A 12,885-nucleotide genomic window follows, 5' to 3' on the forward strand; every position below is an offset into this window, starting at 1 on the left:
TATCGTGACGTCTTGGGGGAGAACATCGTGGCAGACGCAGGGTCGTACGCGCTCGAGGCGCGCAAGATCGTCAAGATCTTCGGCAACCACATCGCGCTCGACACTATCGACTTCGGCCTGCGCGCCGGCGAGGTGCATGCGCTCCTGGGCGAGAACGGCGCCGGCAAGTCCACCCTCATCAAGATTCTGACGGGTGCCTACCAGCCCACCACCGGGCAGGTGCTGGTCGACGGCACTCCGGTCACGCTGGACAACCCGCAGCACGCGCAGAAATACGGCATCGGCACGGTGTATCAGGAGGTCAACCTCCTGCCCAACCGCTCCGTCGCCGAGAACCTGTTTCTTGGCCATCAGCCGACCCGCTTCGGGCTCGTCGACCGCCGCCGCATGGAGCGCGACTCCCGCGCCGTGCTGCAGCGCTACGGCCTCGATATCGATCCGGCGAGTGAACTCGGCGCCCATTCCGTCGCCGTCCAGCAGATCGTCGCCATCGCCCGCGCCGTGGAACTCTCCGGCAAGGTGCTGATCCTCGACGAGCCTACCGCCAGCCTCGACCGCAACGAGGTGGAACGGCTGTTCGAGATCGTCCGCGATCTCAAGCAGCAGGGCCTCGCCATCGTCTTCATCACCCATTTCCTCGACCAGGTCTTTGCCATTGCCGATCGCGTGACGATCCTGCGCAACGGCAAGCTGATCGAGACCCGGGCGCTCGACGATCTCACCCGCACCGACGTGGTCCGGCTGATGCTGGGCAAGGACATCGCCTTCTCCGGCGCCACCGGCGTCGAGGATGCGCGGCCGCTGGGCGAGGTGCTGCTCGACTTCAAGAACTATGGCAAGAAGCGCAGCGTGCATCCGTTCAACCTCACCATTCACAAGGGCGAGGTGGTGGGGGTTGCCGGCCTGCTGGGCTCCGGTCGTACCGAGATGGCGCGCATCATGTTCGGCGCCGATGCAGCGGATGAAGGCACCGTCACCATCGAGGGAAAGCCCACCACCATTGCCCGCCCCACCGATGCGATCGCCCATGGGTTCGGCTTCCTGCCCGAGGACCGCAAGATCGAGGGCATTTTCGGCGATCTGTCGGTGCGCGAGAACATCATCATCGCCCTGCAGGGCAAGCTCGGCTGGTTCAGCCGCCTCAACCGCGACGAGCAACTCGAGATCGCCGGCCGGTTCGGCGAAGCCATGGATATCCGCGCCGCCTCGCTCGACATGCCGGTGAAGCTCCTTTCGGGCGGCAACCAGCAGAAGGTGATCCTGTCGCGCTGGCTCGCCACCGATCCCGCCTTCCTGATCCTCGACGAGCCCACCCGCGGAATCGATGTCGGCGCCCATGCCGAGATCGTGCGCACCATCAATCGGTTGCGCGACGAAGGCATGGCGCTGGTCGTCATCTCCTCCGAGCTCGACGAGGTCGTCGCCTATTCCTCGCGCATCGTGGTGATGCGCGACCGCGAACTGGTCGCTGAACTCAGCGGCGAGAACATCAATCCGGGGGTCATCGTGCAGGCCATCGCCAATCATCGCGAAGGGGCCCCGGCATGATCCGGCGCACGCTTCGCGGCCTCGCCAATCCGCAATTGCTGGCGCTTCTCGGCGTGCTGCTGATCAACTGGGCACTGTTCCCCGGCTTTTTCCGCATCACCTGGCAGGACGGGCGCCTGTTCGGCTCGCTGATCGACGTGCTGAACCGCGGCGCGCCGGTCGCAATCCTCGCCATCGGCATGGCCGGCGTCATCGCAACCAAGGGCGTGGACCTGTCGGTCGGCGCGGTGATGGCCGTGGCCGGCGCAGTTGCGGCCACGCTGGTGGTCGCCGGCTACCCCGCGCCGATCGCTGTTGCCGCGGCCCTGTCGGTCGGCCTGATCTGCGGCCTGTGGAACGGCTTCCTCGTTGCCGTGCTCGATATCCAGCCGATCGTTGCCACCTTGGTGCTGATGGTGGCCGGCCGCGGCATCGCCCAGCTCATCACCGAAGGCTTCATCGTCACCTTCAATGATCCCGTCCTGATCTTCATCGGCACGGGTTCGTTCCTGGGCCTGCCGATGGCTGCAGTGATCGCGCTGGTGCTGATGGTGCTGGTGACGCTGCTCTATCGCCGCACCGCGGTCGGACTGTTTGTCGAGGCCGTCGGCATCAACCGCGCTGCCGCCAGCCTCTCGGGCATCCGCAGCCGTATGCTGCTGATGATGGTCTACGGCCTCTCGGGCCTCTGTGCAGCGGTGGCGGGCATTATCGTTGCCGGCGACATCCGCGGCGCCGATGCCAACAATGCCGGGCTCTGGCTCGAACTCGACGCCATCCTTGCGGTGGTGATCGGCGGCACCTCGCTGCTCGGCGGGCGCTTCTCCGTGCCGCTGGCGGTTGTCGGCGCCTTCATCATCCAGGCCATGAACACTGGCATCCTGGTGTCGGGCTTCCGGCCCGAATTCAACCTCATCGTCAAGGCCGGCATGATCTTCCTGATCCTGCTGATCCAGTCTCCCCTTGCTTCCAGGCTGGCGCCGGTTCGGCTACGCCCGGTCAAACAGGCGGTGCCCAAGTGAGCCGTAGCCTTCGTCCCCTCTTCGCCACGGCGGTCATCTTCGCCATCGCCTATGCGCTGTCGGTGCTGCAGTTTCCCAGCATGTTCTCGACGCGGGTGCTCGGCAATTTCCTTACCGACAATGCCTTTCTCGGCATTGCCGCGGTCGGCATGACCTTCGTTATCCTCTCGGGCGGGATCGACCTGTCGGTCGGGGCGGTGATCGGCTTTACCGGCGTCCTCGTGGCGGTGCTGATCAGTTGGGCCGGCTTTCACCCTCTCGCTGCCTTTGCCGTGGCGCTGGTTGTCGGCGCAGCCTTCGGTGGCGCGATGGGGCTTGCCATCCACTTCCTGCAGGTGCCGTCCTTCATTGTCACCTTGGCAGGCATGTTCCTTGCCCGCGGCGGCGCGTCCGTCATCACCCAGGACTCGATCCCGATCAATCACGAGTTCTACGGCTGGATTTCTGACCTGATCATCCGTTTGCCCGGTGGCGGCAGGCTGAGCTTCATCGGCTTATTGATGATCGCGGTATTCATCATCGGCGCGCTTGTGGCGCATCGCACCAAGTTCGGCTCCTATGTCTACGCCCTCGGAGGCAACCCGGTCTCGGCTTCACTGATGGGCGTGCCGGTGGCGCGGACCACCGTCGCCATCTACATGCTGTCGAGTCTGCTCGCGACCGTGGCGGGAATCGTGTTCTCACTCTACACCTCCGCCGGCTATCCGTTGGCCGCTGTCGGTGTCGAACTCGACGCCATCAGTGCGGTGGTCATCGGCGGCACGTTGTTGACGGGCGGTTATGGCTTCGTGCTGGGCACCTTTGTCGGTGTCATGCTGCTGGGCCTGGTGCAGACCTACATCATCTTCGACGGCACGCTGTCGAGCTGGTGGACCAAAATCGTCATCGGCGTCCTCTTGTTCCTGTTCATCGTCCTGCAACGGCTGATCTTCGCGGCCTCGTCATCGGGAGACAGGGCGCCCGAGAAGGGATGAGATGATCGAAGCCGGCAGCCTTATCCGCTCCCTTTCCGGGCGGACCGCTGCGCGCAACTACCACACCTATGTCATCAACGAGATCGGCAGTGCCATTGTCGCCGGCCGGTTCCCCGTGGGTTCGGTGCTTGCCAGCGATACGGTGATGATGGAGACCTACGGGGTCTCCCGTACCGTGCTGCGCGAGGCCCTGAAAACGCTCGAGGCAAAGGGGCTGGTGGAAGCCCGGCCCAAGGTCGGCACCCGAGTCTCGCCGCGGAGCCGCTGGAACTATTTCGACCCGCAGGTGCTTGCCTGGCACTTCGAGGCGCCGCCCGATCCGAAGTTCCACGCCAGCCTGTTCGAGGTGCGCGCGGCCCTCGAGGATCTCGGGGTGCGACACGCTGCACGGCTCCGCACCGCCGAACAGGTGCGCCTCCTCAAATACTGGGCGCACCAGACAGCCAGCGCCGATGAGAACATCGAGCAGTTCGGCCTTGCCTGTCTTGAAGTGCACGCGATCATCGCCGACGCCTCGCACAACGAGCTGGTGCGCTCGGTCGTCGGCGTGGTCGAGCTGACCCTGGCCCTTGCCTTGACCCGGAACGGCGAGGAGGGTGCCCGCTATCGCAAGGCTCGCGTGGCCATCCTGGAAGAACTGGTCGATGCCGTCGAGAAGGGGGACACAGAAGCGGCCGCTCTGGCGCTCGGAAGGGCCTCGGCGGCCGATCAGGAGCGGATTGCGAGCCGCTCGTGAGCGGCCCGCACGAGTTGGGCGTCAGCCTCAGCCTTTGGCGACGCTGAGGCGGACCATCTGGTATGAGTGCGGGGGCAGGCTGACGGTCAGTGAACCACCTTCCGCCTTGGCGCCGCTGCCCTGCTGCGGCCGCACATTGTCCGGGTTGGCAGCCGAGTTCACCGCATTCAGGTCCTCATGCACCATGATCTGGTGGTCGACGACACCCGCATCGGCATAGCCCTGCAGGGACAGGTCGACCTCGAGCTGTTCGTCACCGCTGCGGTTGACCAGGAAGAAGGTGAGCGTGCCCTCTGCTTCATTCTCCACCCCGGAGACGTCGAGATAGGGCACTTCGCCGGCAAGGCTGCTCTCATAGACGGGGCTGCTGACCAACAGGTTCAGCGCCCGGCCGCGGCCGAACAGGGAGGCGAAGTAGAACGGGTAATAGGTGGTCTGCTTCCAGGCCGCGCCGCCGGGCTCGGTCATGATCGGCGCGATCACATTCACCAACTGGGCGATGCAGGCCAGCTTCACTACGTCCGACTTGCGGATGAAGGTGTTGAGGCAGCAGGCGACCTGCAGCACGTCCTCGAAATTGTAGATGTCTTCGAGCAGGGCAGGGGCATGGGGCCAGCCATGCTTGCCGTCGAGAATAGCGCGGTCCTGCTTGTGCGAGTGGTACCACACGTTCCACTCGTCGAACGAGATGGTCACCTTGCGCTTGCTGCGGGTCTTGGCCTTCACATAGTCGATTGTTGAGGCCACGGTCGAGATATAGGTCTCGAGCTTGACGTTGTGCGCCAGGTAGTTCGGCGTGTGCTTGTCGTGGTTGGACGAGTACATGTGGAGCGAGATGTGATCCACCGACTCATAGGTGTGCTCCAGCACCACCCGCTCCCATTCGGGGTAGGTGGGCATGTTGGAGTGCGAGGAGCCGCACACGATCAGTTCCAGGGACTTGTCGAACGCCCTCAGTGCCTTCGCCGTCTCGCCGGCCAGCCGGCCATATTCCTCAGCCGTCTTGTGGCCGATCTGCCAGGGGCCATCCATCTCGTTGCCGAGGCACCAGAGCTTGACGTCCCACGGATCGGCACGGCCGTTCTTCTTGCGCAGGTCGCCCCAATAGCTGCCGGTCGGGCCGTTGACGTATTCGACGAAGTTCCGGGCTTCCTCGAGCCCGCGCGAGCCGAGGTTGACCGCAAGCATCATGTCGGTGCCGACGGTGTCGCACCAGTCGGCAAACTCGTGGATGCCGACCTGATTGCTCTCGGACGTATGCCAGGCAAGGTCGAGCCGCGTCGGGCGCTGCTCCTTGGGCCCGATACCGTCTTCCCAGTTATAGGCGGAGACGAAATTGCCCCCCGGGTAGCGCACCATCGGCACGTTGAGGTCCCGCACCAGTTGGGCAACATCGCCGCGCATGCCGTTCTTGTCGGCGGTAGGATGGTCGGGTTCGTAGATGCCGGTATAGATCGCCCGGCCCAGATGTTCGAGGAAAGCCCCGTAGATCCTGTTGTCGATGTCCGCGATCACATAGTCGCGGTGAGCGATGACACTCGCACGCACGGCTGCTCCCCCCTAAACCCAGTTTTCTGATACGTATCAGGCTTACTGTTACTAAGAGGCTGCCGCCCGTGTCGTCAACTGGGTATGTTGCGATGTCGAGACAGCAAAATGGGGCAGTTCTGTTGAGACTATCGCCGAACCTGATACAAAGCGATGGCGATATCGCTGTTGGACGGGGTCATGAGCCGCAATTTTCTTGTCGTCGATCCGGAGGAGAACCTCGAGGTTCTCAAGGGTCTGGCCTCCCCTATCCGCGTGAAGATTCTCAAGCTCCTGCATGTGGAGGGGGCCATGAACGGCAACGAGATCGCCGATCGCCTGGGGCTGCCGCAGTCGACCGTCTCGACCAATGTGCAGATCCTTGAGACCTGTGGGCTGATCCGCACCGAGAACCAGAAGGCGCGCAAGGGCAACCAGAAGATTTGCCACTCCACCTTCGACGAGGTGCTGGTGATGTTCAAGGAGGCCGTTGCCCCGCTCGATGCTGATTCCATCGAAGTCGCGATGCCGCTCGGGCTCTACACCAGCTGCGAAGTATCCGCGCCGTGCGGGCTATGCTCGGTCGACGGGATCATCGGGCTGCTGGATGTGCCGGATTCCTTCCTGAATCCCGAGCGCATGAAGACCGGGTTGATCTGGTTCAACCAGGGCTATGTCGAGTATCAGTTCCCCAACAATGCGCGCCTGGCCCAGCAGCCTGTCGAGGCCATGGAGTTCTCCATGGAGCTCTCCTCGGAAGTGCCCGGCACCTCGGCGGACTGGCCGAGCGATATCACCCTGTCGGTGAACGGCATCGAGATCGGCACCTGGACGTCGCCCGGCGATTTTGGTGACAAGCGCGGCGTCTATACCCCCTCCTGGTGGAAGCTGAAGGGGAGCCAGTACGGCAAGCTGAAGGGCTGGCGTGTCACCCGCAACGGCACTTATGTCGACGGTATGAAGATATCGCCGGTGTCCCTGGCCGACCTTGATCTCGACACCCACCACTCGATCCGCCTGCGCATCGCGGTGAAGGAGGATGCCAAGCACCCTGGCGGCATCAACATTTTCGGACGCGGCTTCGGCAATTATGACCAGGACATCATCATGCGGCTTCAGACCGGCGAATAGCCGCTCGAAAGGCGCTTATCTATCATGATATTTGATCCACATCAGTAATCCGGTTGACAGGCTCATAAGTGTGACTAATCTCCCTTTTGCAGCGCACGGGAGGGTGCGCTTCTAGGGAGGACATGATGGATAGACGTGCGTTCCTTTTGGCGGGCACCGCTGCCGGCGTGCTGACGCTTGCCGCCAACAGCCTGACTTTGGCGCAGGACGCGGAGGGCACCGCCCCGGATCTGGCGCAGTTTCCCCGCAACGAGACGGTGATCGTTCACAACCCGGAAGGCGTGATCCGCAATCCTGGCTGGTTCAACATCTGGGTCAATGGTGGCGGCGGCCTGTCCACTGGCCTGCAGCAACTGACCATGGACACCCTGTGGTTCATCGACCCCGATGCCGGCATTCCGGAGGCCAGCGACAACGCTGTCTACAACTCTCTCGCTGCCGGTCCGTGGGAGTACAATGACGACTTCACCGAAATGACCGTGAAGTTGCGCGAGGGCATCCTGTGGAGCGACGGTGAAGAGCTCACGGCCGAGGACGTGGTGTTCACCGTCGAAAAGCAGCGCGACACGCCCGGCATGGTTTGGCATGGGGCGTTCTCGACCCAGGTAGAAGAAGTCACCGCCGAGGACGACTACACCGTCCACTTCAAGCTCAAGGCGCCCAATTCGCGCTTCCACACCATCTTCTCGGTGCGCTGGAACGGCGCCTGGATCATGCCGAAGCACGTTTTCGAAGCCGTTGACGACGTTCTCACCTACGACAACAATCCGCCGGTGAGCCTCGGGCCCTACACGCTACACTCGTTCGATCCGAACGGCACCTGGTACATCTGGGAAAAGCGCGAGGACTGGGACAAGACCACGCTGGGCCAGGTCGGCGAGCCGAAGCCCCGCTTCGTGATCTACCGCAACAACGTGTCCACGGATAACCGGCTGATCGAGATGCGGAACGGCAATCTCGACATGATCCACGACCTGTCGCCGGAAGGCACGTTCTCGATCATGCAGCAGGATCCGCAGGCCCAGGGCTGGTTCCCCGGCTTCCCCTATGCCCACCCGGACCCCACGCTAGTGATGGCTGTGTTCAACCACCAGAACCCGCTGTTCCAGGACAAGCGCGTCCGCTGGGCGTTGACGCTCATGCTCGATGCTCGCGCCATGTCGATGGCATCCTATCGCGGTGCGGCGACGCTCTCGGCCATCTCGGTGCCGCCCACTGGTACGCACCCGCGCGACTACCACGGGCCGCTGCAGGATTACCTCGTCAACTACGAGGTCGATACCGGCACCCGCACGATCAAGCCGTATGATCCCGAGATCGGCAAGCAGATCGCCGAGATGGTGCGCCCGCAGTTCGGCGACGCCGTGCCGACCGACGAGGACGCCATCCGCAACGCCTTCGGCTATGGCTGGTGGAAGCAGGATCTGGCTGCCGCCGAGGAGCTGCTGACGGCCGCCGGCTTCACCAAGAACGGCAACCAGTGGTCCACTCCGGACGGACAGCCCTTCGCCTTCAGCGTGCTGGTTCCCTCCGAAGGCGTGGTCAACCGACTGGGCACCATCATTGCCCAGACCTGGTCGCAGAACGGTGTCCAGGCCTCGGCGGAAGTGGCGCCCGATATCTGGGACCGTACCGGTGCCGGCGACTTTGCGGTCGAGATCGGCTGGGCGGTGGAAAGCTGGGGTGGTCACCCCGATCTCAGCTTCTTCCTCGACTCCTACCACTCCGAATACGTTGCCGAACCGGGCGAGACCCAGCCGGCCCGCAACTGGATGCGCTGGAGCAACCCGCAGCTCGACGAGATCATCGAGAAGATCCGCGCCATCGACTTCAACGATCCGAAGGGCATCGAGTACGGCCATGAGTTCGTGAAGCTGCATCTGGACGAGATGCCGAACATCCCGATCATGGCCTACAACGTGTTCTCGGTGCAGTCGAACCGCTACTGGACGGGCTGGCCGAACGCCGAGGCGCCCTACGCCAATCCGGTCACCAACTGGTCCAACGCCCGGTACATCTTCACCCAGATCACGCCCGTGGAAGGGGCGCAGTAAGGTCCTCCCTGCCGGCCCCCCAAAGGGGCCGGCGAAGGGATGCGCTGCGAGCCGGCGGGGCACCTGCCGGCCGCACCTTGGGGCAATCGGGGAGAGCGGATGCACGGCTATCTGGTTTTTGTCGGCAAGCGGTTGTTGCAACTGCTGGCCGTCGTGTTCTTCGGGGTTTCGGCAACCTTCCTGGTCACCCACCTTTCACCCATAAGCCCCGTCGAAGCCGCGCTCGGGCGCATGACCGCCCGGTCCAATTTCTCGCCCGAAGCCATCACGGCCATGCGCCAGGCGCTGACCGACATGTATGGCGTCAACGAGCCTCTGCTGCAGCAATACCTCAACTTCTGGGGCCGCCTGCTGCGCGGTGACCTGGGCCCGTCGCTTATCGCCTTTCCCACCCCAGCCATGACCCTGGTGGTACGGGCGCTGCCCTGGACGGTCGCGCTCTTGGTCACCTCCATCCTGATCACCTGGATCGTCGGCAACATCCTGGGAGGCCTCGCCGGCTACAATCAGAACAATCGCTTCCTCAAGGCTTTCGGCATCGTCGCCATCGGCATCCAGCCGATCCCCTACTATATCGTCGCCTTCATCCTGCTGATCGTTTTCGGCTTCCTGTGGCCAGTGCTGCCGATCTCGGGCGGCTTCGCCATGAATGTCACGCCCGGCTGGAACTGGCCGTTCATCGCTTCCGTGCTGACCCATGCCATCCTGCCCGCCGCTTCGCTGGTGCTCGTCGGCTTCGGCGGTTGGTTCCTCGGCATGCGGGCGCTGGTTTCCAACATCGTCACCGAGGATTACGTGACCTATGCCGAACTCGCCGGCGTCGAGCGGCGCACCATTGTCGGCGGTTACGTGATCCGCAACGCGCTGGTCCCGCAGCTCACGGCCCTGGCCATGACCCTCGGAGGCGTGTTTTCCGGCACCATCATCACCGAGCAGGTGTTCAACTATCCCGGTCTCGGGTCGCTGCTGATCGATGCCGTTGGGGGCGGCGACTACTCGCTGGTCCTCGCCGTCTCCACCGTCTCCGTGGCGGCCGTGGCGGTGGCGATCTTCGTCGTCGACCTGCTCTATCCGCTTCTCGATCCACGCGTGCGGGCGGAGTAGCCTCATGTTCGCCGTTTTCCGCGACCTGCTCCGCTACAACATCGAATTCGCGATCGGCCTGATCCTGGTTGGAGTGGTGGCAATCTTCGCCTCTCTCTCCTTCTTTTCGCCGGTCGACACCACGCTGATCTACCTTGCCATTCCCGACCAGCCGCCCTCGGCGCAATACTGGTTCGGCACCAACTCGCGCGGCCAGGATCTGTTCTGGCAACTCTCCGCTGCCTTCCGCAACAGCCTGATGTTCGGGATCATCGTTGCCGTCCTCAGCCGCATCATCTCGATCACGGTGGGCCTGCTGTCCGGCTATGTCGGAGGCTGGGTCGACCGCGTCCTGATGTTCATCAACGACATCTTCGTGGCGGTGCCGATCTTCCCTATCCTGGTGCTGTTCTATTTCGTGCTGCGCAACAATCTCGACAGCCTGACGCTGGCGCTGATCATGGCCTGCTTCGGCTGGCCCTTCGACGCGCGGCTGATCCGGTCGGTGGCGCTGGGCCTCAAGCATCGCGAATTCACCCGTCACGCGGTCTTTGCCGGCATGTCGACGCCGAAAATTCTGCTCGAGGAACATCTGCCCTATGTGATGCCGATCGTGTTCTCGACCTTCATGGCCAACATGCTGTGGTCGATCGGCCTCGAAGTGACCATGGCCGTGCTGGGCTTGGTCAACATCAACAATCCCACCATCGGCACCGTGCTCTACTGGGCCAACTCCCACTCGGCGATGGTGGTTGGCGTCTGGTGGTGGATCCTGATCCCGGTGATCCTGATCGTGATCACCTTTGTCGGGTTGTTCCTGCTGGCGATCTCGATGAACGAGTACATCGATCCCCGCAGCCGCCTGCGCCGCATGGGAGTCTGAGCCATGTCCCGGGATATTCTCACCGTCGAGGGCCTCAAGGCCTACTACCAGATGAACTATTTCGGCGTGGAACGCGAAGTTCGCGCCGTGGACGACATCACCATGACCGTCCGTCGCGGCGAGGTCTACGGCATCGCCGGCGAGAGCTCGTCGGGCAAGACCAGCTTCATCAAGGTCCTCGCCGCCGCCGTCCGGCCGCCCCTGCGCATTGTCGACGGATCGGCGCGCTTCGACTTCAAGACCGGCCCGATCGATGTCGCCCATGCCAGCGCGCAGGAGATCGAAGCGGTGCGCTGGAAGAGCCTGAGCTACATCATGCAGGGCTCGATGAGCGTGCTCAATCCGGTGCGCCGCATCGGCAAGACCTTCCGCGACTTCGCCCAGCGGCCGCTCGGTCTTTCGGGGCGGGCGTTCGAAGAACGGGTGGTGCATCACCTTTCGCGGCTCAAGCTGCCGCCCGATGTGCTGCGGGCCTATCCGCACGAACTGTCCGGCGGCATGCGCCAACGCGTCACCATCGGCCTTGCCACCGTCTGCCACCCCGAATTCGTCATTGCGGACGAGCCCACCACCGCGCTCGACGTCGTGGTTCAGAAGGAGGTGCTGAGCCTCATCCGCGACATCCAGCGCGAGATGGACTCTTCGGTGGTCTTCGTCACCCACGACATGAGCGTGCACGCCAACATGGCTGACCGGGTCGGCATCATCTATGCCGGGCGCCTCGTGGAGGAGGGGCCGACGCGGCAGATGTTCTTTGCGCCCAAGCACCCCTATACGGCGCACCTGGTAGCAAGCCTGCCGCGCATCGGCGACACAACCCAGCGCCCGGCGCTGGAGGGGCGCCCGCCGAACCTCGCCAATCCACCGCAGGGCTGCCGCTTCCACCCGCGCTGTCCGCTTGCGATCGAGAAATGTCGCGAGCAGGTGCCGCCGCTCGAGACGGTGGCGCCCGATCACCGCACGGCGTGCTGGCGCTGGCGCGACGTCGTGCCCCTGGTCGGCGCCGCCGCCCCTGCAGGGGTGCCCGCATGACCACCCTGCTCGACGTTCGCGATGTCTCCAAGCGCTTCACCATGGGCGGCCTTCTTGGTCGCCGCGTCGTGGAGGCGGTGGTAGACGCCAGCTTCTCCCTCAGTGCCGAGACACCCGAGATCTTTACCATCATCGGGGAGTCCGGGTCGGGCAAGACGACCCTTGCCCGCATGATCCTCGGCCTCGAGGACCCGACCAGCGGGGAGATCCGCTTCCGCGGCCAGAAGGTGGATCGTCGCGCCGGTCGCGCCAGCCGGCTCGAATTCATGAGCCAGGTGCAGCCGGTGTTCCAGAACCCCTTCGAGGCGTTCAACCCGCTCAAGAAGATCGAGCGCTATCTGGAGTCCACCGCTCGCCGCTTCCTTCACACCTCCGATCGGGCGGTGATCGATCGCGCCATGGACGAGGCGCTGCAGAAGGTCGGCCTCAGCCTCGCCGAAGTCCGCGGCCGCTTCCCTCATGAGATGAGCGGTGGTCAGTTGCAGCGCTGTGCCATCGCCCGCGCCCTTATTCCCAACCCGCCGCTGCTGATCGCCGACGAGCCGGTCTCGATGGTCGACGCCTCGCTGCGCATGAGCATCGTCAACCTGCTGCGCAGCCTGCGCGACGATCTCGGCGTCAGCGTCATCTACATCACCCATGACCTCGCCACTGCCTACTATATCTCCAACCGGCTGATCATCATGCAGCGCGGCCGGATCGTGGAAATGGGCGACGCCCGCACGGTGCTGGACAATCCCGAGCACCCCTATTCGCGCCTCTTGAAGGCCTCGGTTCTGTCGGCGGACGATGCCGGTGCCGGCAAGCTTTCGACCGACCCGGACACGGTGAAAGAGGTAACGGCCTTGGCCGCAAAGGCGGGTCGGCTTGTCGCCCGGCCGGATGGACGCGACGTTCGCGTCTATGGCTGACCGCA

11 protein-coding genes are annotated in these 12,885 nt (G+C 63.8%); 10 read left to right on the forward strand and 1 reads right to left on the reverse strand.

All coding sequences use genetic code 11. The features are described 5' to 3' along the window. The first annotated feature begins 27 nt into the window (after positions 1–27). Genes ACFSX5_RS11135 through ACFSX5_RS11150 form a run of 4 tightly spaced genes read left to right on the forward strand, consistent with a single transcriptional unit; the run spans position 28 to position 4,259 of the window. Entirely contained in the window at positions 28–1,548 is a 1,521-nt protein-coding gene (locus ACFSX5_RS11135) for a sugar ABC transporter ATP-binding protein (RefSeq protein WP_386833496.1), read from the forward strand. Then, positions 1,545–2,549, forward strand: coding sequence for an ABC transporter permease (locus tag ACFSX5_RS11140; RefSeq protein WP_386833498.1), 1,005 nt, complete (start codon positions 1,545–1,547; stop codon positions 2,547–2,549). The genes ACFSX5_RS11135 and ACFSX5_RS11140 overlap by 4 nt, the downstream gene beginning before the upstream one ends. Next, on the forward strand, positions 2,546–3,523 hold the full coding sequence (yjfF, locus tag ACFSX5_RS11145) for a galactofuranose ABC transporter, permease protein YjfF (RefSeq protein ID WP_386833499.1): 978 nt from the start codon (positions 2,546–2,548) through the stop codon (positions 3,521–3,523). Before ACFSX5_RS11140 ends, yjfF begins: the two co-directional genes overlap by 4 nt. Position 3,524: 1 nt before the next feature. Then, positions 3,525–4,259 carry a FadR/GntR family transcriptional regulator gene (locus ACFSX5_RS11150; RefSeq protein WP_386833500.1) on the forward strand — a complete coding sequence of 245 codons (735 nt, stop codon included), beginning with the start codon at positions 3,525–3,527 and terminating at the stop codon, positions 4,257–4,259. A 27-nt stretch (positions 4,260–4,286) separates the two neighbouring features. On the opposite strand, the gene arfA is transcribed toward ACFSX5_RS11150, so the two are convergent. Further along, entirely contained in the window at positions 4,287–5,807 is a 1,521-nt protein-coding gene (gene arfA / locus ACFSX5_RS11155; RefSeq protein ID WP_386833501.1) for an arabinosylfuranosidase ArfA, read from the reverse strand. Between the two features lie 180 nt (positions 5,808–5,987). Between arfA and ACFSX5_RS11160 the strand changes: the two genes are divergently transcribed. From ACFSX5_RS11160 to ACFSX5_RS11185, 6 genes are all read left to right on the forward strand, one after another. Beyond that, a complete protein-coding gene (locus ACFSX5_RS11160; protein ID WP_386833503.1) occupies positions 5,988–6,917 on the forward strand; it encodes an ArsR/SmtB family transcription factor in 930 nt (309 codons plus the stop codon). A 125-nt stretch (positions 6,918–7,042) separates the two neighbouring features. Continuing rightward, positions 7,043–8,971: an ABC transporter substrate-binding protein gene (locus ACFSX5_RS11165; RefSeq protein WP_386833504.1), complete on the forward strand. Its 1,929-nt coding sequence runs from the start codon at positions 7,043–7,045 to the stop codon at positions 8,969–8,971. A gap of 99 nt (positions 8,972–9,070) precedes the next feature. Then, positions 9,071–10,075, forward strand: a complete 1,005-nt coding sequence (locus ACFSX5_RS11170) for an ABC transporter permease (protein WP_386833505.1) — start codon at positions 9,071–9,073, stop codon at positions 10,073–10,075. 4 nt (positions 10,076–10,079) lie between these two features. Then, entirely contained in the window at positions 10,080–10,937 is an 858-nt protein-coding gene (locus ACFSX5_RS11175; protein ID WP_386833506.1) for an ABC transporter permease, read from the forward strand. A gap of 3 nt (positions 10,938–10,940) precedes the next feature. Further along, entirely contained in the window at positions 10,941–11,969 is a 1,029-nt protein-coding gene (locus ACFSX5_RS11180; RefSeq protein ID WP_386833507.1) for an ABC transporter ATP-binding protein, read from the forward strand. Beyond that, a complete protein-coding gene (locus ACFSX5_RS11185; protein ID WP_386833508.1) occupies positions 11,966–12,880 on the forward strand; it encodes an ABC transporter ATP-binding protein in 915 nt (304 codons plus the stop codon). The genes ACFSX5_RS11180 and ACFSX5_RS11185 overlap by 4 nt, the downstream gene beginning before the upstream one ends. The last annotated feature ends 5 nt before the right edge of the window (positions 12,881–12,885 follow it).

It is taken from the genome of Devosia albogilva, from assembly GCF_042685625.1.
GTDB lineage: Bacteria > Pseudomonadota > Alphaproteobacteria > Rhizobiales > Devosiaceae > Devosia > Devosia albogilva.

Excerpts from the sequence above, each read along its gene's own strand:
- ACFSX5_RS11185 (WP_386833508.1), top strand. The coding sequence starts at position 11,966 with ATGACCACCCTGCTCGACGTTCGCGATGTCTCCAAGCGCTTCACCATG.
- ACFSX5_RS11165 (WP_386833504.1), top strand. The coding sequence starts at position 7,043 with ATGGATAGACGTGCGTTCCTTTTGGCGGGCACCGCTGCCGGCGTGCTG.
- ACFSX5_RS11140 (WP_386833498.1), top strand. The coding sequence starts at position 1,545 with ATGATCCGGCGCACGCTTCGCGGCCTCGCCAATCCGCAATTGCTGGCG.
- ACFSX5_RS11160 (WP_386833503.1), top strand. The coding sequence starts at position 5,988 with ATGAGCCGCAATTTTCTTGTCGTCGATCCGGAGGAGAACCTCGAGGTT.
- ACFSX5_RS11150 (WP_386833500.1), top strand. The coding sequence starts at position 3,525 with ATGATCGAAGCCGGCAGCCTTATCCGCTCCCTTTCCGGGCGGACCGCT.
- ACFSX5_RS11180 (WP_386833507.1), top strand. The coding sequence starts at position 10,941 with ATGTCCCGGGATATTCTCACCGTCGAGGGCCTCAAGGCCTACTACCAG.
- ACFSX5_RS11175 (WP_386833506.1), top strand. The coding sequence starts at position 10,080 with ATGTTCGCCGTTTTCCGCGACCTGCTCCGCTACAACATCGAATTCGCG.
- ACFSX5_RS11170 (WP_386833505.1), top strand. The coding sequence starts at position 9,071 with ATGCACGGCTATCTGGTTTTTGTCGGCAAGCGGTTGTTGCAACTGCTG.